We start from the raw sequence: 21,589 nt of genomic DNA on the forward strand, positions 1-21,589 counted from the left end.
CATGATAAAGAATTTTTTAACCATCGCTTGGAGAAATCTTAGAAAGAACAAAGGATATTCCGCCATCAATATTGGGGGTCTCGCATTAGGAATGGCCGTTACTTTGATTATCGGTCTTTGGATGAACGACGAGCTTACGTATAACAGCTATTTTAAAAACAAGAACAAGATTGCCCAGGTATTCCAATCACAAACCTTCAATGGCAACACCGGAACAGGGCCTGCAATCCCATTACCCCTGGAACCAGCACTTCGCAATGATTTTGGGGATAATTTCAAGCATATCATGATGTGTTCCTGGACCCAATCCAGTTATGTGAAGTACAAGGAAAAAAGCCTTTCCAGAACAGGAAACTATATGCAGCCCAATGCCACAGAACTTCTTGACCTTCAAATTATTAAAGGGGATAAAAATGGTTTGCAAGAAATCAATTCCATTATGATTTCCGAGTCTTTAGCTGATGCATTCTTCGGCGAGGAAGAACCTGTTGGCAAAGTCTTGAAAATAAGCAATCAGTACGATTTGATGGTGACTGCGGTATACAAAGACATTCCCTATAGTAATTCATTTAATGATACAGATTACATTATCCCTTGGGAACACTACGTCGCCAACGCAGAATGGATTCAGAACTCGCTGGATAATTGGCAAAACAACTCCTTCCAGATGTTTGTTCAAATTGCCGACAACACCACTTTTGAAAATGTCACGAATACTATTATCGATGTAAAAAAGAATTCTGACGAGGAGGTAGTCCAGTATAATCCAAGAATCTTTCTCTTGCCCATGGAGGACTGGTACTTGAGAAGCAACTTTGATCAAGGAATACAAAACGGGGGTCGAATTCGCTACGTATGGCTATTCGGTATCATTGGGGCCTTTGTTTTGATTTTGGCCTGTATCAACTTTATGAACCTCAGCACCGCACGTTCCGAAAAAAGAGCCAAGGAAGTGGGTATTCGCAAGTCCATTGGTTCCCAAAAGGGACAGCTCATTTACCAGTTCTTAAGTGAGTCTTTTTTGGTTGTGCTATTTGCATACGTTTTAGCCATTGGTATTGTTTTGCTTTTCCTAAACGGATTCAATGACTTGGCCAGAAAAGAAATTACCTTTCCTTGGAACAATATTTACTTTTGGCTGATTTCCATTGTGTTTATTCTGTTCACAGCTTTGCTCTCTGGAAGCTACCCTGCATTGTATCTATCATCGTTTAAACCTGTTGATGTTCTAAAAGGAACTTTCAAGGGTGGGAAGTACTCCGGACTACCTAGAAAAATCCTAGTGGTACTTCAATTTACCGTTTCAGTGGCTTTCATTATAGGCACTTTTATCGTAATGCAACAAATCAACCATGCCAAAAACCGCCCTATCGGATATGATAGGGAAGGATTAATCCAAGTTCCCACCTTCGCTCAGGACTTTGACGACAAAACCGATTTTATGCGGAGTGAGTTCAAAAAGTCAGGTGCTGTGGTTGAAATGGCCACTTCCAGTAGTCCAACAACCCGAATTTGGTCCAATAGAAGTGGATTTACCTGGGAAGGTAAGCCAGAAGGTTTTCAAGAAGACCTAGCATGGACTGAGGTTTCGGCTGAATATGCCAAAACTTTGAACTTAAAAGTAGTGGAAGGCAGGGACTTTTCTCGAGACTTTGCTTCTGATTCCTTAGGTATCCTTATCAATGTAACCGCCAAAAAATACTTGGGGATGGAAAATCCTATTGGCAAGCTAATTCGGGATACCGATGAAGAAGACCCCGACCCTCCAATGAAAATTATTGGGGTGGTTGAGGATATGATTGCCCAATCTCCTTATGAGCCAGTAAAACAGGCCTTTTATGTGTATGACCGCTTCAATAATTTTAGCTATTACACCTTGAGGTTAAACCCCAAACAAAGTGTGCGTCAAAATCTGGCGATTGTGGAACGTGTCTTCAAAGAACACTTCCCCGATATTCCGTTTGAATATCAATTTGTGGATGAGGAATACGGAGAGAAGTTCGCTGCAGAAGAGCGTATTGGAAGTCTTTCCGGAATTTTCACCGCTTTGGCAATTCTTATAAGCTGTTTAGGGCTATTTGGCTTGACTTCCTTTGTAGCGGAGCAACGAACAAAGGAAATAGGAGTTCGAAAAGTTTTGGGTGCTACAGTTTTTAATGTCTGGAATATGTTATCCAAAGACTTTATGAAACTCGTCGTTATCTCCTGCTTCATTGCGGTGCCCATTGCCTATTACATTATGAACGGATGGTTACAAGAATATCCCTATCGTGTGATTCTGAAGTGGTGGATTTTTGCATTGGCCATGTTGGGTGCCATGGGAATAACAGTATTGACGGTAAGCTTTCAAGCCATAAAGGCCGCAAAAGCAAATCCGATAAAAAGTCTTCGGACCGAATAAAATTCAAAAAACGAGAACATGCTTAAAAATCAATTAAAAATCGCATGGAGAAGTATTAAAAAACAACCTTTTTTAAATACACTCAACACCTTTGGTTTGGCTATTGGTATAGCTGGAACCCTCTTGATTTGCCTCTACATTCATGATGAATTGAGCTATGACAAAATGTTTGCTGATGCCGAACGTATTCACCGAATTAATGTGGATATGAAATTTGGAGGGCCGGACAGACAAATGTCCCAAGTTTCAGGGCCTATGGCAGAAGCTGTCCTAAACGATATCCCTCAAGTGGAGAGCACGGTTCGGATTAAACCCTGGGGCAGGTCTTCCTTGAACCAAACCACAAGCACTAATTTGGTTTTGGAGAATAGAACAGCTTACGCCGATAGCACCATGATCTCCTTTCTTGGGTTGGACATGTTATATGGAAATCCAGATAAGGCACTTGTGGAACCAAACACACTTATTTTAACTAAAACGGCCGCAGAAAAACATTTTCCGGCTGATAGGGCCGTTGGTCAAAGGTTAATTCTCAACGAAGACACCACCTATACCATTACTGGGGTAATTGAAGACCTTCCAGATAACTCGTTTTTGGCGGATTACTCGGTTTTTATGTCCATGACCAGTTATGTTGACAATTACCTAAACTGGGGAAGCCACAATTACAACACTTTCATTAAACTAAGGCCAAACACCTCAGCTGAGGATATTGCTGAACCTTTGCAAGGCATGATGGAAAAATACTTGATGCCTTATGCACAACAGTTCTTTCCTGGAATTACCCTAGAGCAATTTGAAGCCTCAGGCAATTATGTTTATTATTCCACCATCCCTTTAACGGATATGCATTTGCATTCGCATCGGGCGGAGGATATTGGAATAAATGGAGATATCGACAATATTTATGTTCTAAGCTTTATTGCTTTTTTCTTGATAGTTCTGGCCAGCATCAATTATATGAACCTCTCTACGGCATACTCGCTAAAACGAGCCAAAGAAGTAGGGATTCGAAAAACCCTAGGGTCCAACAAGAGCTCATTGATACGACAGTTTCTGACTGAATCCGGTATGATAACCTTTGGAGCTATGCTCTTTGCTTTGCTGCTTACCACCATTGCTTTACCCTTTTTCAACGAACTGGGAGACAAGTCCATAGCAGTCCCCTTTTCCAGCACTACTTTTTGGGCAATCTTGATAGCATCTACCGCGTTATTAGCATTTTTATCCGGTAGCTATCCCGCCTTTTTCATGTCCAAATTTGTTCCGGTCAAGGTGTTGAAAGGAGCAGGAGAAAATAGTATAGGGGGGTCAAATCTTAGACGTGTTTTAGTTGTTTTTCAATTTGCCATATCCGTATTCTTAATTGTCGGCACACTAGTGGTATCCAATCAATTGCAGTTTATGCAAAACAAAGATTTGGGATATAGCAAAGACCAAGTACTTCTGGTAAACAATATGAATAGAATGGGCAACGAGACAGATTCTTTTAAAGAAGAGATTCTGCAAATGGCTCAAGTTTCCAATGCGTCTTTAAGCGGTTTTGTTCCCACACCTTCCAACCGAACTGATTCTTCCTATTTTCTAGAGGACAAAATGGAGCAGGAATCGGCCATCAACATGCAAGGTTGGTTAGTAGACTTTGACTATATCAGCACTTTAAACCTAAACTTGATTTCAGGTCGGGCTTTTAATCCCAATAGTACAACCGATTCCACTGCAATAGTAATCAATGAATCTGCGCTAAAGGTCACTGGGTTGGATGCAGAAGCCATTCTAGGCAAACGAATCTTTAATGGACTTGGAGAAGATAATTTAACCGAATTTACGGTAATCGGTGTGGTAAAGAATTTTCACTTTGAAAGTTTGCGCAATGAGATTAGACCGCTTTCATTGCAAATAGGGAGAAGCACAGATAACCTGATTGTAAAACTTGAGCCAGGGAATTTTAGCAGTGCCATTGCCCAAATTGAAAAAGCTTGGGATTCAAGGTCTCCAGGCCTTCCATTTGATTATCGTTTTATGGACGAATCCTTCAATTCCGTATATGAAAATGAAAGAAGATTGGGTGATATTTTCATCATATTCACTTCCCTATCCATTTTCATAGCCTGCCTTGGACTCTTCGGATTGGCCGCATTTAACGCCCAAAAACGAATTAAGGAAATCGGGGTAAGAAAGGTGCTCGGAGCCTCTATCAGCCAAATAACCTATAAGCTATCATTTGACTTTCTAAAGTTGGTATTCATAGCAATAATCATAGCATTGCCCTTAGGTTGGTTGGCCATGAGAGAATGGCTCAAGGATTTCACATATAAAACGAACATTGGACTGGATGTATTTGTGTTCGCTGCCCTGACTGCAGTATTGATTGCTGTGATAACGGTTAGCTATCAAAGCATTAAGGCGGCTATTGCCAATCCTGTAAATAGTTTAAGATCGGAATAAAGCATAATAACGCGAACACTTATGATAAAATACTATTTAAAAATAGCGGCCCGAAACCTCTTCAATAACAAAACCTATTCATTCATTAATATTAGCGGCCTTGCTCTAGGGCTGGCGGTATCTATGCTCATAGGTTTATGGATTCATGATGAAAAATCCTTTAATACCAACTTCAAGAACCACGACCGTATTGCGCAGGTGCTCGTGAACAAAACTAATAACGGGGAAATACGAACCCGATATACCCAACCCTACCCTTTGGCCGATGAATTGCGCAGGGTCTATGCCGATGATTTCGACCATGTGGTTATGAGTTCTTTTCCCGGTGATAATGTACTGTCCTTTAAGGAAAAAAATTTGAATCAATACGGTGCCTTCATGGAAAAAGACGCCCTTCATCTTTTCTCCCTTAATATGCTGAAAGGAAATCATGGTGCACTCAACGATCCCAATGCTATCGTAATTTCAGCATCTGCGGCCAAGGCGTTCTTTGGCAACGAAGAACCGATTGGGAAAACAATGAAGCTAAACAATGATGCCGTAGTTACGGTAAAGGGTGTTTTTGAAGACCTTCCGGCCAATTCAAATGTTTTTGAGCCGCTTGCCGCTTTTTCCGAATCAAAATCCCTTGATTTTATAGCCCCATGGAATGTTTACGTCTCGATGTACGAATGGGTGAAAACGGCACGCGATAAAAAGCTATGGGACAACAATTCCTATCAGATATATGTGCAAGTATCCGACCAATCCGCAATACAAACAGTAAGCGATAAAATCAAGCATACGCTTTACCAGCATGTTCCCGACGTAACAAAAAGGAGCGATCCCCAACTCTTTCTGCACCCCATGAAAAATTGGCATTTAAAATCTAGCTTTAAGAATGGTGTATCCAGTGGAGGGGCAATCCAATATGTCCATATGTTTGGCATCATCGGTGTTTTTGTGCTGCTATTGGCTTGTATCAATTTTATGAATTTGAGCACAGCAAGGTCTCAGAAACGGGCCAAAGAAGTGGGGATACGAAAAACCGTAGGCTCCAATAAAAACCAGTTGATAGGACAATTTTTATTTGAATCCTTGTTGGTTACCTTTTTTGCTTTTGTACTGGCCTGTGTTTTGGTTGCTTTGCTTCTACCCGTTTTCAATCCGCTGGCAGGTAAACAGCTCGTTTTTCCCTTCACAAATACCATATTTTGGTGTATTGGTCTTGGATTAATCTTGATTACGAGCCTCTTGGCTGGAAGTTATCCAGCATTGTATCTATCCTCCTTCCGCCCTGTAAAAGTTTTGAAGGGAACCATCAAAAATGGTCAATCGGCGGTAACTTTCCGTAAAGGGTTGGTGGTAGTACAATTTGTGGTTTCCATCATTTTGGTGTCTGGTACCATGATAGTTAACAGGCAAATCCAACATTCAAAAGATCGCCCGATAGGTTATGACAAAAACGGACTCATCATGATAGAAAAAACCACTGATGAATTCGAAGGCAAATACAATACATTACGTGAAGCCTTGAAAAAAAGTGGTAGCGTAATTGAAATGGCAGAATCCTCAAGTCCAATGACCGAGGTTTGGCACAGTAACGGCGGTTATGATTGGGAAGGCAAGGACCCTGATTTTATCACCAATATTACTTCTTTTTATATATCCCATGATTATGGGAACACCGTAGGCTGGGAAATTAAGGACGGCAGGGATTTTTCAAGGGATTTTGCATCAGATTCCACGGCCTATATCCTTAATGAGGCGGCTGTGGAGTACATGGGTCTCCAAAACCCTGTGGGGAAAACCATTCGGTGGTATGACGGGGAACACAAGGTGATTGGAGTGGTCAAAAATCTACTCAACGAATCTCCATTTGAACCAGTTAAACAGGCTATTTACAGTATAAATTATAATGAAGGGAACTGGATAAACTTAAAGCTGCCCCCGGAAAAAAGCCTTGCCCATTCTTTGGAACGAATTGAAATGGAGTTTGCCCAATTTGCCCCCAGCATACCTTTCGAGTTTCAATTTGTGGATAACGCCTTTGGAAACAAATTCAAAACTGAGGAACGCATTCGAAAATTATCTAGCATATTTTCTGTTCTGGCCATTTTTATTAGCTGTCTAGGATTGTTCGGACTGGCTGCCTTTATGGCCGAAAGACGTACTAAGGAAATAGGGATTCGCAAAGTATTGGGAGCATCAATTTTGAGCCTTTTTAAAATGCTTTCAAAGGACTTCATGCTACTTATATTGCTGGCTGGTCTAATTGCGATTCCCTTTGCCTATTATTTGATGCAGCAATGGCTGGAAAACTATACCTATCACATTAGCATTCCGTGGTGGGTATTTGGGGTAGCCGTTTTATGTGTTATGCTGATTGCTCTTTTTACCATAAGCTATCAAGCGACCCGCGCAGCACTTGTTAATCCAGTTAAAAGCTTACGAACCGAATAATCCATCAAAAAAACCAGCCATGATAAAACATTATCTACTTCTTTTCGGAAGAAACATTAAAAAATACAAAAGCACGTTTGCCATAAACCTAATCGGGCTTTCCACCGGATTGGCCTGTGTAATCCTAATTACACTTTGGGTAATTGACGAACTCAGGGTGGATAAATTCCATGCCAACGATTCAAATCTATATCAGGTATGGAATGTTTTTGAAACGCCCGAAGGGAAAAGGGTATTGGAGTGGACGCCTCCTATGTTGGCTGAAACCATGGTAGAACAGCTACCTGAAGTCGAATATGCAAGTGCGCAAACATTACCTGGATGGTTTTCAAACACCCCTTTACGGGTAAATGACAAAATCATAAAGGCCCCCGGTATTTTTGCCGAAAAAGACTATTTCAACATCTTTTCGTACAACCTGATTCTAGGCGATAAAGATGAGGTTTTAACCAATTTAAATGGCATTGTCATTTCAGAATCCCTTGCTATTCGAACTTTTGGATCCCCAGAAAATAGCATTGGACAAACGATTGAATGGGAAGTATTAAATTATAAAAGTAGCGCTACGGTCAATGCTGTCTTTGAAGATGTACCTTCCAATTCCACCACGCAATTTGAATTCATTTTGCCTTTCAAAAATTGGGAGAATCTTGTTTTGGAGCGAGGTGGGGCCATAGATTGGGTGACCAACAACCCTGCTACCTATATAGTTCTGAAAGAAGGAACCAACAGTGCTGTTTTTGCGGAAAAAATCAAAACATTTTCAAAACAACAAGATGAAAATGTTACGGCAGATCTTGTAATGACCCAATATAGCAGTAACTATCTATATGGGAATTTCGAAAATGGAAAACAGGCAAGAGGGCGAATGGATTATGTATATCTATTTTCCCTAATCGCACTCTTCATCATGGTCATTGCCTGTATCAACTTTATGAATCTTTCTACGGCCAATGCCTCAAGACGATTTAAGGAAATCGGGATTAAGAAGGCTATGGGTTCAAAAAGAAGAGCTTTGATCTTTCAATATTTTGGGGAGGCCATTCTAAACGCCTTTGTATCCTTTGGACTTTCCATATTCATTGTATATCTCTGTCTGCCCTACTTCAATTCAATAACCGGGAAAAGTGTAGGCTTTGACATTCCTAGCTTGGCCATTCTTTGTTTGATTGTGCTTGCTACCGGTCTGTTGGCTGGTAGTTATCCAGCGCTACATCTTTCCCATTTTAGTGCACTTCAAGCGTTAGGAGGAAATTTAAAAGGTTCGCTGAGTGAAGTATGGATGAGAAAGGGATTGGTCATTTTTCAATTTGCCATTACCCTGGTTTTGATTGTGTCTGTTTTGGTCGTGTATGAACAAATCTCATATGTGCAATCCAAAAACTTGGGGATGGACAAGGATAATGTGGTCTATTTTGAGTTGGAAGGTAATCTTAGCGACAATCGAGACGCCTTTATGGAGCAAATTAAATTAATCCCAGGTGTCGTAAATGCAGGAACCACTTCCTCTAACATCATCGGTACAGAAATCAACACCACTGGGGGGCTTTCTTGGACGGGTGATGAAGAGGAGCGTTTTAGCCGTTTTAGCGAAATGCGGGTGGGTTATGATTTTATTGAAACAATGGATATGAAGTTGAAAAAGGGAAGGGCCTTTTCAAAAAATGTCGACACGGATACCAATGCCATTGTTTTTAACGAATCTGCCATAGAAATAATGGGGCTGGAAGATCCCATTGGTCGTAATGTGCAATATGGTGGGGTTTCTTACCAAATAGTTGGGGTTTTGGAAGACTTTCATTTTAAGTCCTTGAGGGAAGCGGTTGGACCTCTGTTTTTTAGACTAGGGCCACCGGAACGACTCTTGACTTCCATAGTCCGGATTGAAAAGGGAAAGACCCATGAAACCTTATCAAAACTCAACGCGGTCTATCAAGAGTTTAATAAAGGGTATGTTTTCGATTATTCTTTTTTGGATTCTGACTTTCAAGCTCAGTATGAATCGGAGCAAAGAGCTGTGGAACTTTCAAAGTATTTTGCTGGCCTTGCCATACTTATTTCTTGTTTGGGTCTTTTTGGGCTGGCTTCCTTTACCGCGGAACGTAGAAAAAAGGAAATAGGTATTCGAAAAGTACTGGGCCAGAGTGCCATGCAAGTGAATATCATGCTTTCGTCCGAGTTCGCCAAACTTGTATTGATTTCCATCGGGATTGCGCTACCCCTTTCGTACATCCTAACCAAAGAATGGTTATCCAATTTTGCCTATAAAATCCCATTGAGCATTTGGTACTTTATCGGTTCTGGGATATTGGTCCTGTTGGTTGCTTTAGCCACCGTTACCAGCCAAGCCTTAAAGGCCTCAGCTGAAAATCCAATTAAAAGTCTACGGACTGAGTAATTTAAAAACAAACTGTTGTGCTACTAAACTATTTCAAAATCGCTTGGCGTACTTTGTATAAAAACAAAATAAGTTCTCTAATTAACTTATTTGGCCTTACGCTCGGTATTAGCGTATGCATTGTGTTGCTGATTTTTGTTGACTACGAATCTTCTTTTGACACCTTTCATGAAAGATCGGACAAAACCTTTAGAGTGGTTCAGCATACCCAACTCGCCAATAAAATGCTTCATTGGAACACTACCGCCTATCCACTGGCAAAAGCACTTCGAAATGATTTCCCTGAAATCGATGAAGTAACTCAAATTGCAGGACCTATAAATCGAACATTCAAAGTCACGGAAGCTTCTGATGGCAAAAAGTTATTTGAAGAACCACAAGTTTTGTTTGCTGACCCTTTCTACCCTAAAGTATTCGATTTAGAATGGCTTGCCGGAGATTCAAACACTGCACTTAATGGCACAAATTCGGTAGTTCTAACCAGCTCACTGGCAAAAAAGTATTTCGGATTGGAAGAAGGGGAATACGAAACCGCTTTGGGAAAAACCATCTTATTGCAAAGCAAAGACCCCCTAACTGTGACAGGCGTGGTGGAAAACCCTCCTGGGAATTCCAACCATCAGTTCAAGATGTTGATTCCCTATGAATTTTTCAGAATTAATAATCCCTACTTTTCTTCCAATTGGGCTGGAAATTATCGAGGCACCACCTATGTGGTCTTAAATGATGTAAGCGCAGAAAATACTTTGGAAGCTAAAATTCAGGGATGGAAGAAAAAATACCTTTCTCCTTTGGATGATCAGCGAATTTCATACTTCCTCCAACCTCTGAATGAAATCCACAATGAGACCTTATACGGTTCTAGTCCTGGAAGTTATACTCTTCCCAAGAAAATACTGCTTATCGGAACCGGAGTTGCCATTTTCATTCTATTGATTGCCATTATAAACTTTGTCAATCTGGTCACGGCACAATCACATTCCCGTTCAAAGGAAGTTGGGGTTAGAAAAATTTTAGGAGGTAGTAGGAAAGCTTTGATTCATCAATTTTTATTAGAAAATGCACTGCTTATTTTCTTATCTGCTCTCTGTTCCGTACTGGCGGTCAAGGTTATATTACCTCTTCTGAATCAAAAATTGCAAATTTTGGATATCCAGCTAGAACTTGGCTGGGAACATTTAGGGCTAATCCTTTTAATTTCAATTGGCACCATTTTAATGGCGGCCATCTATCCATCACTCGTCCTTTCTGCTTTTAGACCGATACGAGCACTTAAAGAAAAACTGCAAGCCAAACAGAATTCTGGGTATAGCTTAAGAAGGTTGTTGGTCACATTTCAGTTTATTATTGTTCAGCTATTTGTTATTGCTTCCATCGTTTTATTTCTTCAAATGAGACATTTTAATGGTAGTGACCTAGGTTTTGCCAGTGAATCGATTGCTATTACACAAGTCCCCAATTCAGAAAAACTGGAAGTTTTTCGAAACGAGCTGTTAAGTGATAATGTGGTTTCTGAGGTATCATTTGGTTCAGGTCCACCCATGGCGGTGAATGGGTTTCAATTGGGCACAAATTTCCGTCTACCTGAACAAGCTGAAAATGAAGCCTTGGATGCCGAAATGAAAATAGGTGATATTCATTATTTGGATTTCTACGATTTGGAATTGCTCGCGGGCAGGGGCTTCAGAAAAAACAAAAAGGTATTTGATGAATTTATTGTCAATGAAACTTTCTTGAAAACCTACAATTGGAGACCCGAGGACGCCTTGGGAAAAAAGGTAATCATCAATGAAGGAGAGGCCACCATTGTAGGGGTTGTAAAGGACTTTCATAACAACGCCTTGCAATCAGAAATTTCTCCGGTTATTTTGCTGAATTGGAAAGGCTTTTTGAATAAGGCATTTATTAAACTTCCGCCGACAAAATCAAATGCTTTAGAGCATGTTAAGGATAAATGGAACATGCTATTTGAAAATTCAATCTACAAAATTCAGTTTCTAAGCGATGCTATTGCCAAAGAATATGCAGTAGAAAGATTAATATTTAGCGGTTTTGGAGCGTTTTCCATCCTGGCTATCTTTTTGGGTTGCCTTGGGCTATTAGGATTAATGTCCTTTATAATCGCCCGAAAGCGAAAAGAGGTGGGTATTAGAAAGGTACTGGGGGCGTCTATGTTTGAAAATGTATTTTTCTTCACCAAAGAGTATGTCAAGTTATTGGGGTTGGCCTTTCTAATTTCTGCTCCTTTGGCCTATGGTCTTATGAATGATTGGCTTGAAAGTTTTACCTATAGGATAGATCTTACCATCGGGATGTTTATGACAGGTGGGCTTATTACCCTTTTGATCGCTGTATTGACCTGTGGTCTACAGTCCATAAAAGCATCCCGAATCAATCCCATCAGCATTTTAAAAGAAGAATAATAAAACTATATACTATGTTACTAAGTCTTAAAAATCTATTCAAATGGGTCAACTCTGGTGGCCAGCGTATTTTTTTGTTGAAGGATATTAATCTTGAAGTGTCAGAAGGAGAATTCATTTCCATCATGGGTCCTTCGGGCTCCGGTAAATCCACCTTGCTCAACGTAATTGGGATGTTGGATGGTTTCAATGAGGGAGAATATCAATTTTTGGATGAACCCGTACATGCTCTTAAAGAAAAACATCGGGCCAATTTATATAAAGAATACATCGGGTTTGTTTTTCAATCCTATCATTTGTTGGACGACTTGACCGTTAAGGAGAATTTGGAAATGCCCTTATTATATAAGAAATATGGTTCTGCGGAGCGCAAAGCCAAAGTAGCTGATATGTTGGATAGATTCAATATTGTTGGTAAAAAGGACCTTTTTCCCGCACAACTAAGCGGAGGGCAACAACAATTGGTGGGTATCGCTAGGGCGCTAATTTCAAATCCAAAGCTCATTCTAGCCGATGAGCCTACTGGAAATTTGAATTCCAAACAAGGAGAAGAGATTATGGACCTTTTTAAGGAGTTGAACGATGAAGGAGTTACTATAATTCAGGTAACCCATTCGGAAAAAAATGCAGCCTATGGTTCTAGGATTATCAATCTATTGGATGGAAGGATGGTATAATATATAGTAGTATTTGTAAGGTTAACATATTCACTTCAGCTGAAATGAAACCCCCATTTCCAATCCAATACTGTCATGCCCATTGTTGGGTTTGGAAAAATTAGCATTCGAATTATGCCTTAGGGTCGTTCGAAGATCAAACCTTATGCTTTTCTGGGTATGGGAAAACCCTAAGCCCAAAATATCCGAAAAAGCTAAGCCCTTTGTTAACCTCTCTGTATCATCTTCAGAAAACATGGGGCCAATACTTCCTAGCAGATATGCACTAAAGTCTTTGTATATGGTATATCTCAAAATGATACCTAAATTAAGGGCATATTCATTAAACTCCCTTCTTTGGGTAAATCTATCCCTCTGCTCTAGGTAGTCGTCACCCGCTTTTGGTTGAATGAACCATTTATTCAAAAGTTGATGCTCACAAAAATATATGCTTGGTTCTATATGAAGTTCATAGTTGAACCTATTCTTTGTCAGTAACAGATAATTTGCCTGAACTTTTAAAAAGCGGTTACGATATAAATAATCAGGACTTTTATAAATAAAACTGTTCCTGGACGCTAGGCCATAGTTTAGTCCTAACCATATTTTTTTATCCGAGGTCTTTATTTCTTGGGCAAACGAGCTTAATCCAAAAATTGAAAAAAAGAAGAAAATTATGCACCACTTTATTCGCATCATTAAACCATTGTTGACCATTTTTAAGTGGCAAAAACATGGTTAAATGATTGAGGTTCATCTTATTAAGATAACAATATAGAAAAACATTTAAATTTCAGGAAAGAACGTTCTATAAAAATAAACTTCAGTTTATACATATTGATTTAGTCATAGCCATCTGGATGTAATTCATCATACTCAGTGACTTCTTGAAAGTGCTTGGCCAAAAGCAATATTTTTCCTTCGTCGTAAAGATTACCCACCAAGGTTAGGCTCGTAGGGAGCTTTTCGTCATCCAAACCCGTGGGTAAGGCTATAACAGGGTGCCCTGTTAAGTTTGTAATCACCAATTGTTTGTTTCCGAACGAAGGAGATATTAGCACATCATAATCCTTCATAATCTGGTGCATCTTTTCAATAAGGATTTGTCTATGTCGATTGGCCTGTAAATATTCCACGGCGGGGATAAAACGGGATTGTCGCAACGAATTTGCACGTGACTTCTTGTGTTGTTCCACCATAGCATCGACCTCTCCAGACCGTACCAGTTCATCAAAAAACGCTCCGGATTCCGATCTCAAGATTATATCAAATCCGTCGTAAGGCACATCCGAAGGTAAACTTACGGGCATTGGTTCAATCCCCATCTTTTTAAATATAGCTATAGACTTTAATAAATTGGCCTTACCCTTTGTGGTATCCTTTTCTATATCCTCTTTTAAATAGGCTACTTTGAATGTCTTGATATCCAAGGTTGGGTCAAATGAAAAAGGAATTGTAGTTGTTGTTTTGTCCTTTTCATCCTTTCCTTGAATGATACTAAATACAATTGCACAATCTTCGGCGCTTCTGCACATAGGACCAACCTTGTCCATTGACCAAGATAAGCTCATCACCCCATGTCTGCTCACCCGGCCATAGGTAGGCCGTAGGCCCGTTATCCCATTTTTTGAGCTGGGTGATGTAATTGAACCCAAGGTTTCTGTTCCCAAGGCAAAAGGCACCAAACCAGCTGAGGTGGCACTTCCGGACCCAGCTGAAGAACCACTGGCTCCCTTGGAAATATCCCAGGGATTCTTTGTTTTTCCTCCAAACCAAACGTCGCCTCGAGCCAAAGCCCCAGAAACCAATTTGGCCACTAAAATTCCGCCAGCCTCATCCAAACGTTGCACAACGGTAGCAGTTTCATCAATACGTTGGTTTTTATAGGGCTCTGAGCCCCATGTGGTTGGATAGCCTTTAACGGCCATCAAATCTTTAACGCCATAGGGAATACCGTGCAGAATTCCTCGATAGGATCCTTCGGCAAGTTCATTGTCCAATTGTTTAGCCCTTTCCAACGCCAATTCTTCTGTCAACGTAATGGTACATTCTAGTTTGGGACTGTATTTTTTTAACCTATCCAAATAGAATTGGGTAAGTTCCAAACAGGTTATTTTCTTGTTCTTTATCAGCGAGGCTAACTTTGGAATGGTGAAGAATGCCAGTTCACTGCGGTCATCAGGCATACGAACATTATCTGGAATCCGCCAAGCCAAAACAGTGTCTTTGGAAGTAGGAATCTGGAAACCTCTAGGTTTGGGATCAAATAAAATAGCCGGAAAAATCTCATCTGCAATAGGGTACTTACGCAAAGAATCATATCCCTTTTTGTTCCTCTGCAAGTACTCTTGAAGGGTGTCAATCTTTTGTTTTGAAAATTCAATCCCGATTAATTTCTGGGATGTTTTGATGCTCTTTTTAGTGATTGTTTCTTTTTGCGTTGCACAAGATATCAATAAAAGTGTGGTCAAATAAACAGCAAGCCTTGGATTGGGTGCTTTTAAGAAGCTCATACGTGAAGTTTATCAAATATTATCTTATGGAATGATTTTATGAAGGAAAAGGAACTGCTACCACACTTAATCACTCACACAATGTGAATATAAGCATATCAAAATTGCTTTGATGAACTATGCGAATCCAGCCAAATCCTTTCCTACCGCACTGCCAAGTGCTACGCCCATGCCCCCTAATCGTATACCGCAAAATATGTTGGTAGAAACTTGTTCAATTATCGGTGTTTTTTGATTGCCCACGCCCATGATACCACTCCATCTTTGGGCAATTTCAATAGGGGTATTGGGCAATATTACCTCTTTGAGCAGGTTTTCCAGTTTATTTTGAATCAATTCGGTTTCTCCCATTTCCGCGGTTTCCTCTCCCATAATATCCAGATTCCGACCCCCACCCAACAAAATGCGATTGTCTATGTTTCTGAAGTAGTAATACCCTTCCTCGAGATGAAAAGTACCCTTAATTTTAAGATTGGGGATTGGATGGGTTATCAATACCTGGGCCCTAGCGGGTTTTACGCCATATCCGTTAAGAATTTTTGAGGCAAAACCATTTGTGGCCACAAAGGCTTTTCCTGTCATAAACTCAAAGTCATTTGCAGACACAGAGACTCCTTTTCCATGTTCTTCCAGCTGCTTCACTTCAATCCCATTGAGTATCATAATCCCTTTTGAAACGCAAAGTTGCATAAGTCCGTTCATCATGCTTCCCGTATCAATCTGACCTTCCAAAACATGGGTGACGTACTTCTCCTTTACCTTTTTAAACCGAAATGCATTTTTTGTCTCCTGAAAAACCTTTCCCTTAAAAACCGGCTCAAGCAGTCCATTGATGGCATCCATTTTTTCAATACATGCTTCGTAGAGCTCTTGGGCATCATTTAAAAAAACTTCGTGCCCTCCATGCTGTTTGAAACCTAAGGTTTCGTCTCCCAAAATACTACGCAAGAGCTGAATACCTTCAAATCGATTTTTGACCAATTCCTGTACTTCTCGTTCTGAATGCTTCTTTAAATCAGCCAAAATCTCGGAAATACTTCCAAAGCATGCAAAACCGGCATTTTTGGTGCTAGCCCCTTGAGGTAACAAACCTCGTTCAAGAACCAGAATCTTGCTTTTAGGATGTTTTTGTTTTAAAAACAGTGCGCAGCTAAGCCCGACAATCCCGCTCCCAACCACGGTGAAATCCACATTGGCGAACCATGTCTTATGTTCCCAGTAGCTAAACTTCATTGTACAAAAAACCCCGATAAATCGGGGTTCGGATTAGTAATCATATTTTTCATCCATTTCAAAATCCTCCATGAACTTGGTGGTGTAGTTACCCGCCAAGTAATCTGGATGATCCATCAATTGTCTGTGAAACGGTATCGTTGTTTTTACACCTTCAATCACAAACTCGTCCAAGGCTCTTCTCATTTTATTAATGGCTTCCTCTCGGGTTTGGGCCGTAGTAATAAGCTTTGCCACCATGGAATCGTAGTTAGGCGGAATAATATATCCTCCATACACATGTGTATCCAATCGAACGCCATGCCCGCCTGGCATATGCAGGGTTGTGATTTTACCTGGTGATGGCCTAAAGTTATTATATGGGTCTTCCGCATTGATACGCACCTCAATTGAATGGAGTTTGGGAACGTAATTCTTTCCTGAAATTGGAACACCTCCGGCGACCAAAATCTGCTCGCGAATTAAATCATAGTCGATTACCTGTTCCGTGATGGGGTGCTCCACCTGAATCCGAGTGTTCATTTCCATGAAATAGAAATTTCGGTGTTTATCCACCAAAAACTCTACGGTTCCCGCCCCTTCATACTTAATGTATTCCGCAGCCTTAACCGCGGCAGCCCCCATTTCTTCCCGAAGCTTATCGGTCATAAATGGAGATGGCGTTTCCTCAGTTAACTTTTGGTGCCTTCGTTGTACTGAGCAATCTCTCTCGGATAAATGACAAGCTTTTCCATACTGATCTCCTACGATTTGAATTTCAATATGCCTTGGCTCCTCAATCAATTTTTCCATGTACATACCGCCATTTCCGAAAGCTGCCGTAGCCTCTTGAACAGCGCTTTCAAAGTTGCTCTGCAACTCATCTTCACTCCAAATGGCACGCATTCCTTTTCCCCCACCACCTGCGGTAGCCTTGATCATCACAGGATAGCCCATTTTCTTCGCTACCTTTTTAGCGTCAGCGGCATCTTTTAAAAGACCGTCTGACCCAGGTATTGTAGGCACCCCCGCTTTTTTCATGGTTTCCTTTGCGGTAGCCTTGTCTCCCATTTTGTCTATCTGCTCACCAGACGCACCAATGAATTTGATTTCGTGTTCGGCACAGATTTTGGAAAACTTGGAGTTTTCAGAAAGAAACCCATATCCTGGGTGAATGGCATCGGCATTGGTAATTTCCGCTGCTGCTATGATGTTGGGTATTTTCAAATAGGACTCGCTGCTGGGAGCAGGACCAATACATACCGCCTCATCAGCGAAACGAACATGAAGACTTTCCTCATCCGCTTTTGAGTAAACCGCAACGGTTTTTATCCCCATTTCCTTGCAGGTCCGTATAACTCGTAGGGCGATTTCACCCCTATTTGCTATTAAAACTTTTTTAAACATAATCCCTTAAGATTTCAAGCCACAAATTCCAAATTCCAGAAGTAGATTGGAATATTGGAGCTTAGGCGTTGTGATTATTTATGAAGGGTCAACCAAAAACAAAGGTTGGTCAAATTCCACTGGTGAAGAATCATCCACCAATACCTTAACTATTTTTCCAGATACTTCAGACTCAATATCATTGAAAAGTTTCATAGCCTCAATAACACATAGCACATCACCTTGACTTATGGTGCTTCCTACCTCAACAAATGCCGGTTTGTCTGGAGATGGCTTTCTATAAAAAGTACCAATAATTGGGGATTTAATGGTAATGTATTTGGAATCATCTGAATCCGATGCAGTCTCCGCAGCGGGTGCGGGAGCTGGAGTTTCAGGAGCAGCGGCAACTGGCGCTGCAGCAGGAACAGCTGGTGCTTGTGCTACCGGTATTTGTTGTACGATTGTAGTCTCCGGAGCGCTTGCGGCTGAGCCAGTGCGGATGGTAATCTTCACATCCTCCATCTCTAGCTTCACCTCGCTAGCGCCAGACTTGGCTACGAACTTGATTAAACTTTGAATTTCCTTAATGTCCATGGAATATGATTTAGTTAGTCAGTTTTATGCGTTATAGGCCCATTTTAAATAAATGGCGCCCCAAGTAAATCCTCCGCCAAAAGCGGCAAAAACCAGGTTATCCCCTTTTTTCAGTTGTTTTTCGTAATCATGCAATAGCAATGGTAAAGTTGCCGATGTGGTGTTCCCATACTTATGTATGTTTATCATCACCTTGTCATCGTCAAGACCCATTCTATTTGCTGTTGCATCTATGATTCTTTTATTGGCTTGATGCGGTACCAACCATTGCACATCTTCATGTGTCAAATCGTTTCGGTCCATAATCAATTTGGAAACATCCGCCATATTGGAAACCGCAAACTTAAATACCGATTTCCCATCTTGATGCACGAAATGCTGCTTGTTCTTTACAGTTTCTTCAGATGGGGGTAATATTGAACCTCCAGCTTCAATTTTCAAAAACTGTCTGCCGATTCCATCCGATCTCAGATGCTCATCCTGTAATCCTAGGCCCTCTTCATTGGGTTCAAAAAGTACAGCACCCGCGCCATCTCCAAAAATGATACAGGTAGTCCTATCCGTGTAATCTATAATGGAGGACATTTTATCTGCTCCAATCAACAAGACCTTTTTATACCTACCTGACTCGATATAGCTAGCAGCTGTGGACATTCCATATAAAAAACTGGAGCACGCAGCCTGTAAATCATACGCAAAAGCATTTTTTGCTCCAATTTCAGAAGCCACATAAGCTGCCGTAGCGGCAACAGGCATATCTGGGGTGGCAGTTGCAACCAAAATGAAGTCAATCTCTTCAGGTTTAGTGCCACTTTTCCGCATCAAATCCTCTGCAGCTTTAATCGCCATAAAAGATGTTCCTGCGTTCTCTTCTTTAAGGATTCTTCGTTCCTTAATTCCAGTTCTGGTAGTAATCCATTCATCGTTGGTATCTACCATGGTTTCCAGCACTTTGTTCGATAAAACAAATTCCGGAAGGTAAGCTCCTACAGCTGTAATTGCTGCTGTTCTTTTTTTCATACTAGTGCCTTTCTCTGTCAAAAAAGTCCAAATTTGACCAAAAAGTGGTGAAAATTAGTCAATTTTAATGAATTTCAGTCCAAAAATGGTTTGTTTTTGAGAATCTACTTCAAACAAAAAACTCCCGTTGTTTCAACGAGAGTTTGCCTATTTTTTTGGAAAACAACTTATGCTGCTGTCTCCTCCTCAGTTTTGTCAATCAAAACCTGTCCTCTGTAATATAATTTTCCTTCATGCCAGTGCGCTCTATGGTACAAGTGCATTTCTCCAGTAGTAGGGTCTTTGGCAATAGTAGGCATGGTAGCCTTGTAGTGGGTTCTTCTTTTGTCCCTTCTGGTTTTCGATGTCTTTCTTTTAGGATGTGCCATTGTTTCCTATTTGTCCGTTAATAATTTTTTTAAATCATCCCATCTGGGATCAATATTTTCTGATGATTCCTTTCTTTCTTTTGGTTGTAACTCTTCCAGCTTATCCAGCACTTCCGATTGAAGACTACCATCCAACACTCCTGGATGCACTCTTTTCTGGGGAACTGCCAACACCAACATCTCATATACATATTGAGCAATATTGAATTGATGCTCTCCGTGAGGAAGAATTAGAATTTCGTCATTCTCATCATCATAGGTTTCTCCAAACTTGATGACAAGTTTCAAATCTGAAACAATGGGTTGGTCAAAAGCTTCTCCGGTTAGGTCGCAATCCACATTGACTTTTCCAGTTGAGCTTAATTCCAGTTCCATCATATTGTTCATTTTGTCCAATATGGCAAGAACCTTTATCTGAGCCCCATTAAATTCTTGATAACCAAAAAATTCAAAGAACGTATTTTCTATTTCGTACTCAAACTCGTGTTTCCCTCGCTTCAATCCTGAAAAAGGAATAAAAAACTCCTTTGGCTCCATCATCTTACACTTAAAATTTGTGCACTGCCTTGTTAAGGCGGGTGCAAAGATACTATTTATTTGAAAACCTGCAATCTAAACGAATCAAATATGACTGCGCTAGTTCAAAATTAACTCGCACGTTTGATTTTTTGTTTTTGAAGAGGGTTTTTTATCAAATCTTTATACTCAATCCGGTTTTTATAAATCTGTATTCCTGTAAAAACCGCCTCCTTAAACGAGCTGGGGTCTGCTTTTCCTTTTCCTGCAATCTCGAATGCAGTACCATGATCTGGGGAGGTGCGAACCTTATTTAAGCCTGCTGTATAGTTTACTCCTTTTCCAAAGGAAAGGGTTTTAAAAGGAATCAATCCTTGGTCATGATATGCCGCGATAATTGCATCGAAATTTTGATGCCCATTGGAGCCGAAAAAACTGTCCGCTGAATAGGGTCCATAAACCAGAGTGCCTTGGTCAAAGAGTTCCTTGATCACCGGTTTCATAATTTTTTCATCTTCTTCCCCAATTGTACCATTATCCCCGCTATGCGGATTTATGCCCAATAGGGCAATTCTTGGGCGACGAATCCCGAAATCCATTTTTAATGATTCCGTGATTGTTTTAACTTTTTCTCGTACCAGTTCTGAAGTGATGGCTTGAGCCACATCCTTTACGGCAATGTGGTCTGTGAGCAAACCCACTTTTAATCCATCGGTAACCATGAACATAAGACTATGTCCTTCCAATTCCTGAGCAAGGTAATCCGTATGCCCGGGGAATTTGAAGTTTTCCGATTGAATGTTGTTTTTGTTGATTGGGGCTGTGACCAAAACATCAATCCCTCCTCCTTTTAAAGCTTTAACTGCTGCTTCAAAAGACTTAATAGCATATCGTCCAGCTTCTTCGGTTTCCTGACCAAATTGAATTTGTGGGTTTTCCTTCCAAACATTTACAATGTTGATTTTTCCATCCACTGCATGTGAAGCATCTTTAACTCCATTAAAATTGATGTTTATTTTCAATTCAGACTTTTGCTGGGAAATCATTTTGTTGGAGGCGAAAATAATGGGTGTACAGAAATCCAACATTCTGGAGTCTTCAAAGGTCTTTAGGGCAACCTCACAACCTATTCCATTATAATCCCCGATGGAGATTCCCAATCTTATTTTTCCTTTTTCCTTCATTGAATCAGCTTCAATATGGCTACTT

At 40.5% G+C, this 21,589-nt stretch carries 15 protein-coding genes; 6 read left to right on the forward strand and 9 right to left on the reverse strand.

Features of this window, described 5'->3' with window-relative positions:
* Position 1 precedes the first annotated feature (1 nt).
* From ACSLUF_RS17460 to ACSLUF_RS17485, 6 genes are read left to right on the forward strand one after another with little or no spacing between them, the layout of a single operon-like run.
* On the forward strand, positions 2-2,401 hold the full coding sequence (locus ACSLUF_RS17460; protein WP_435623949.1) for an ABC transporter permease: 2,400 nt from the start codon (positions 2-4) through the stop codon (positions 2,399-2,401).
* A gap of 18 nt (positions 2,402-2,419) precedes the next feature.
* On the forward strand, positions 2,420-4,849 hold the full coding sequence (locus ACSLUF_RS17465; protein ID WP_435623950.1) for an ABC transporter permease: 2,430 nt from the start codon (positions 2,420-2,422) through the stop codon (positions 4,847-4,849).
* 21 nt (positions 4,850-4,870) lie between these two features.
* Complete coding sequence (locus tag ACSLUF_RS17470; protein ID WP_435623951.1) at positions 4,871-7,291, forward strand: ABC transporter permease; 2,421 nt, start codon at positions 4,871-4,873, stop codon at positions 7,289-7,291.
* 19 nt (positions 7,292-7,310) lie between these two features.
* Positions 7,311-9,689: an ABC transporter permease gene (locus tag ACSLUF_RS17475; protein ID WP_435623952.1), complete on the forward strand. Its 2,379-nt coding sequence runs from the start codon at positions 7,311-7,313 to the stop codon at positions 9,687-9,689.
* Between the two features lie 17 nt (positions 9,690-9,706).
* Positions 9,707-12,112 (forward strand): ABC transporter permease, encoded by a 2,406-nt coding sequence (locus ACSLUF_RS17480; RefSeq protein ID WP_435623953.1) that lies wholly within the window; start codon positions 9,707-9,709, stop codon positions 12,110-12,112.
* Positions 12,113-12,126: 14 nt separating this feature from the next.
* A complete protein-coding gene (locus ACSLUF_RS17485) occupies positions 12,127-12,789 on the forward strand; it encodes an ABC transporter ATP-binding protein (protein WP_435623954.1) in 663 nt (220 codons plus the stop codon).
* Between the two features lie 30 nt (positions 12,790-12,819).
* Here the strand turns inward: ACSLUF_RS17485 and ACSLUF_RS17490 are convergent, their stop codons facing one another.
* The 9 genes from ACSLUF_RS17490 to pdxA all read right to left on the reverse strand — a co-directional run bounded on the left by ACSLUF_RS17490 (position 12,820) and on the right by pdxA (position 21,564).
* Entirely contained in the window at positions 12,820-13,467 is a 648-nt protein-coding gene (locus ACSLUF_RS17490) for an acyloxyacyl hydrolase (protein WP_435623955.1), read from the reverse strand.
* A 143-nt stretch (positions 13,468-13,610) separates the two neighbouring features.
* Positions 13,611-15,281, reverse strand: coding sequence for an amidase (locus ACSLUF_RS17495; protein ID WP_435623956.1), 1,671 nt, complete (start codon positions 15,279-15,281; stop codon positions 13,611-13,613).
* A 117-nt stretch (positions 15,282-15,398) separates the two neighbouring features.
* Positions 15,399-16,514, reverse strand: a complete 1,116-nt coding sequence (locus tag ACSLUF_RS17500) for an NAD(P)/FAD-dependent oxidoreductase (protein WP_435623957.1) — start codon at positions 16,512-16,514, stop codon at positions 15,399-15,401.
* A gap of 33 nt (positions 16,515-16,547) precedes the next feature.
* Positions 16,548-17,900 (reverse strand): acetyl-CoA carboxylase biotin carboxylase subunit, encoded by a 1,353-nt coding sequence (gene accC, locus ACSLUF_RS17505; RefSeq protein ID WP_435623958.1) that lies wholly within the window; start codon positions 17,898-17,900, stop codon positions 16,548-16,550.
* Between the two features lie 78 nt (positions 17,901-17,978).
* On the reverse strand, positions 17,979-18,476 hold the full coding sequence (accB, locus tag ACSLUF_RS17510) for an acetyl-CoA carboxylase biotin carboxyl carrier protein (protein WP_435623959.1): 498 nt from the start codon (positions 18,474-18,476) through the stop codon (positions 17,979-17,981).
* A 24-nt stretch (positions 18,477-18,500) separates the two neighbouring features.
* On the reverse strand, positions 18,501-19,496 hold the full coding sequence (locus ACSLUF_RS17515; RefSeq protein WP_435623960.1) for a beta-ketoacyl-ACP synthase III: 996 nt from the start codon (positions 19,494-19,496) through the stop codon (positions 18,501-18,503).
* Positions 19,497-19,663: 167 nt separating this feature from the next.
* On the reverse strand, positions 19,664-19,864 hold the full coding sequence (rpmF, locus tag ACSLUF_RS17520; RefSeq protein ID WP_435623961.1) for a 50S ribosomal protein L32: 201 nt from the start codon (positions 19,862-19,864) through the stop codon (positions 19,664-19,666).
* Positions 19,865-19,870: 6 nt separating this feature from the next.
* Positions 19,871-20,404, reverse strand: a complete 534-nt coding sequence (locus ACSLUF_RS17525) for a YceD family protein (protein WP_435623962.1) — start codon at positions 20,402-20,404, stop codon at positions 19,871-19,873.
* Between the two features lie 107 nt (positions 20,405-20,511).
* Positions 20,512-21,564 (reverse strand): 4-hydroxythreonine-4-phosphate dehydrogenase PdxA, encoded by a 1,053-nt coding sequence (gene pdxA / locus ACSLUF_RS17530; protein ID WP_435623963.1) that lies wholly within the window; start codon positions 21,562-21,564, stop codon positions 20,512-20,514.
* Positions 21,565-21,589 lie beyond the last annotated feature (25 nt).

Source organism: Flagellimonas sp. (assembly GCF_965601775.1).
Lineage (GTDB): Bacteria > Bacteroidota > Bacteroidia > Flavobacteriales > Flavobacteriaceae > Flagellimonas.

Coding starts and splice junctions, on each gene's coding strand:
- ACSLUF_RS17460 (WP_435623949.1), top strand. CDS start 2: ATGATAAAGAATTTTTTAACCATCGCTTGGAGAAATCTTAGAAAGAAC.
- ACSLUF_RS17465 (WP_435623950.1), top strand. CDS start 2,420: ATGCTTAAAAATCAATTAAAAATCGCATGGAGAAGTATTAAAAAACAA.
- ACSLUF_RS17470 (WP_435623951.1), top strand. CDS start 4,871: ATGATAAAATACTATTTAAAAATAGCGGCCCGAAACCTCTTCAATAAC.
- ACSLUF_RS17475 (WP_435623952.1), top strand. CDS start 7,311: ATGATAAAACATTATCTACTTCTTTTCGGAAGAAACATTAAAAAATAC.
- ACSLUF_RS17485 (WP_435623954.1), top strand. CDS start 12,127: ATGTTACTAAGTCTTAAAAATCTATTCAAATGGGTCAACTCTGGTGGC.
- ACSLUF_RS17490 (WP_435623955.1), bottom strand. CDS start 13,467: ATGATGCGAATAAAGTGGTGCATAATTTTCTTCTTTTTTTCAATTTTT.
- ACSLUF_RS17495 (WP_435623956.1), bottom strand. CDS start 15,281: ATGAGCTTCTTAAAAGCACCCAATCCAAGGCTTGCTGTTTATTTGACC.
- ACSLUF_RS17500 (WP_435623957.1), bottom strand. CDS start 16,514: ATGAAGTTTAGCTACTGGGAACATAAGACATGGTTCGCCAATGTGGAT.
- accC (WP_435623958.1), bottom strand. CDS start 17,900: ATGTTTAAAAAAGTTTTAATAGCAAATAGGGGTGAAATCGCCCTACGA.
- accB (WP_435623959.1), bottom strand. CDS start 18,476: ATGGACATTAAGGAAATTCAAAGTTTAATCAAGTTCGTAGCCAAGTCT.
- ACSLUF_RS17515 (WP_435623960.1), bottom strand. CDS start 19,496: ATGAAAAAAAGAACAGCAGCAATTACAGCTGTAGGAGCTTACCTTCCG.
- rpmF (WP_435623961.1), bottom strand. CDS start 19,864: ATGGCACATCCTAAAAGAAAGACATCGAAAACCAGAAGGGACAAAAGA.
- ACSLUF_RS17525 (WP_435623962.1), bottom strand. CDS start 20,404: ATGATGGAGCCAAAGGAGTTTTTTATTCCTTTTTCAGGATTGAAGCGA.
- pdxA (WP_435623963.1), bottom strand. CDS start 21,564: ATGAAGGAAAAAGGAAAAATAAGATTGGGAATCTCCATCGGGGATTAT.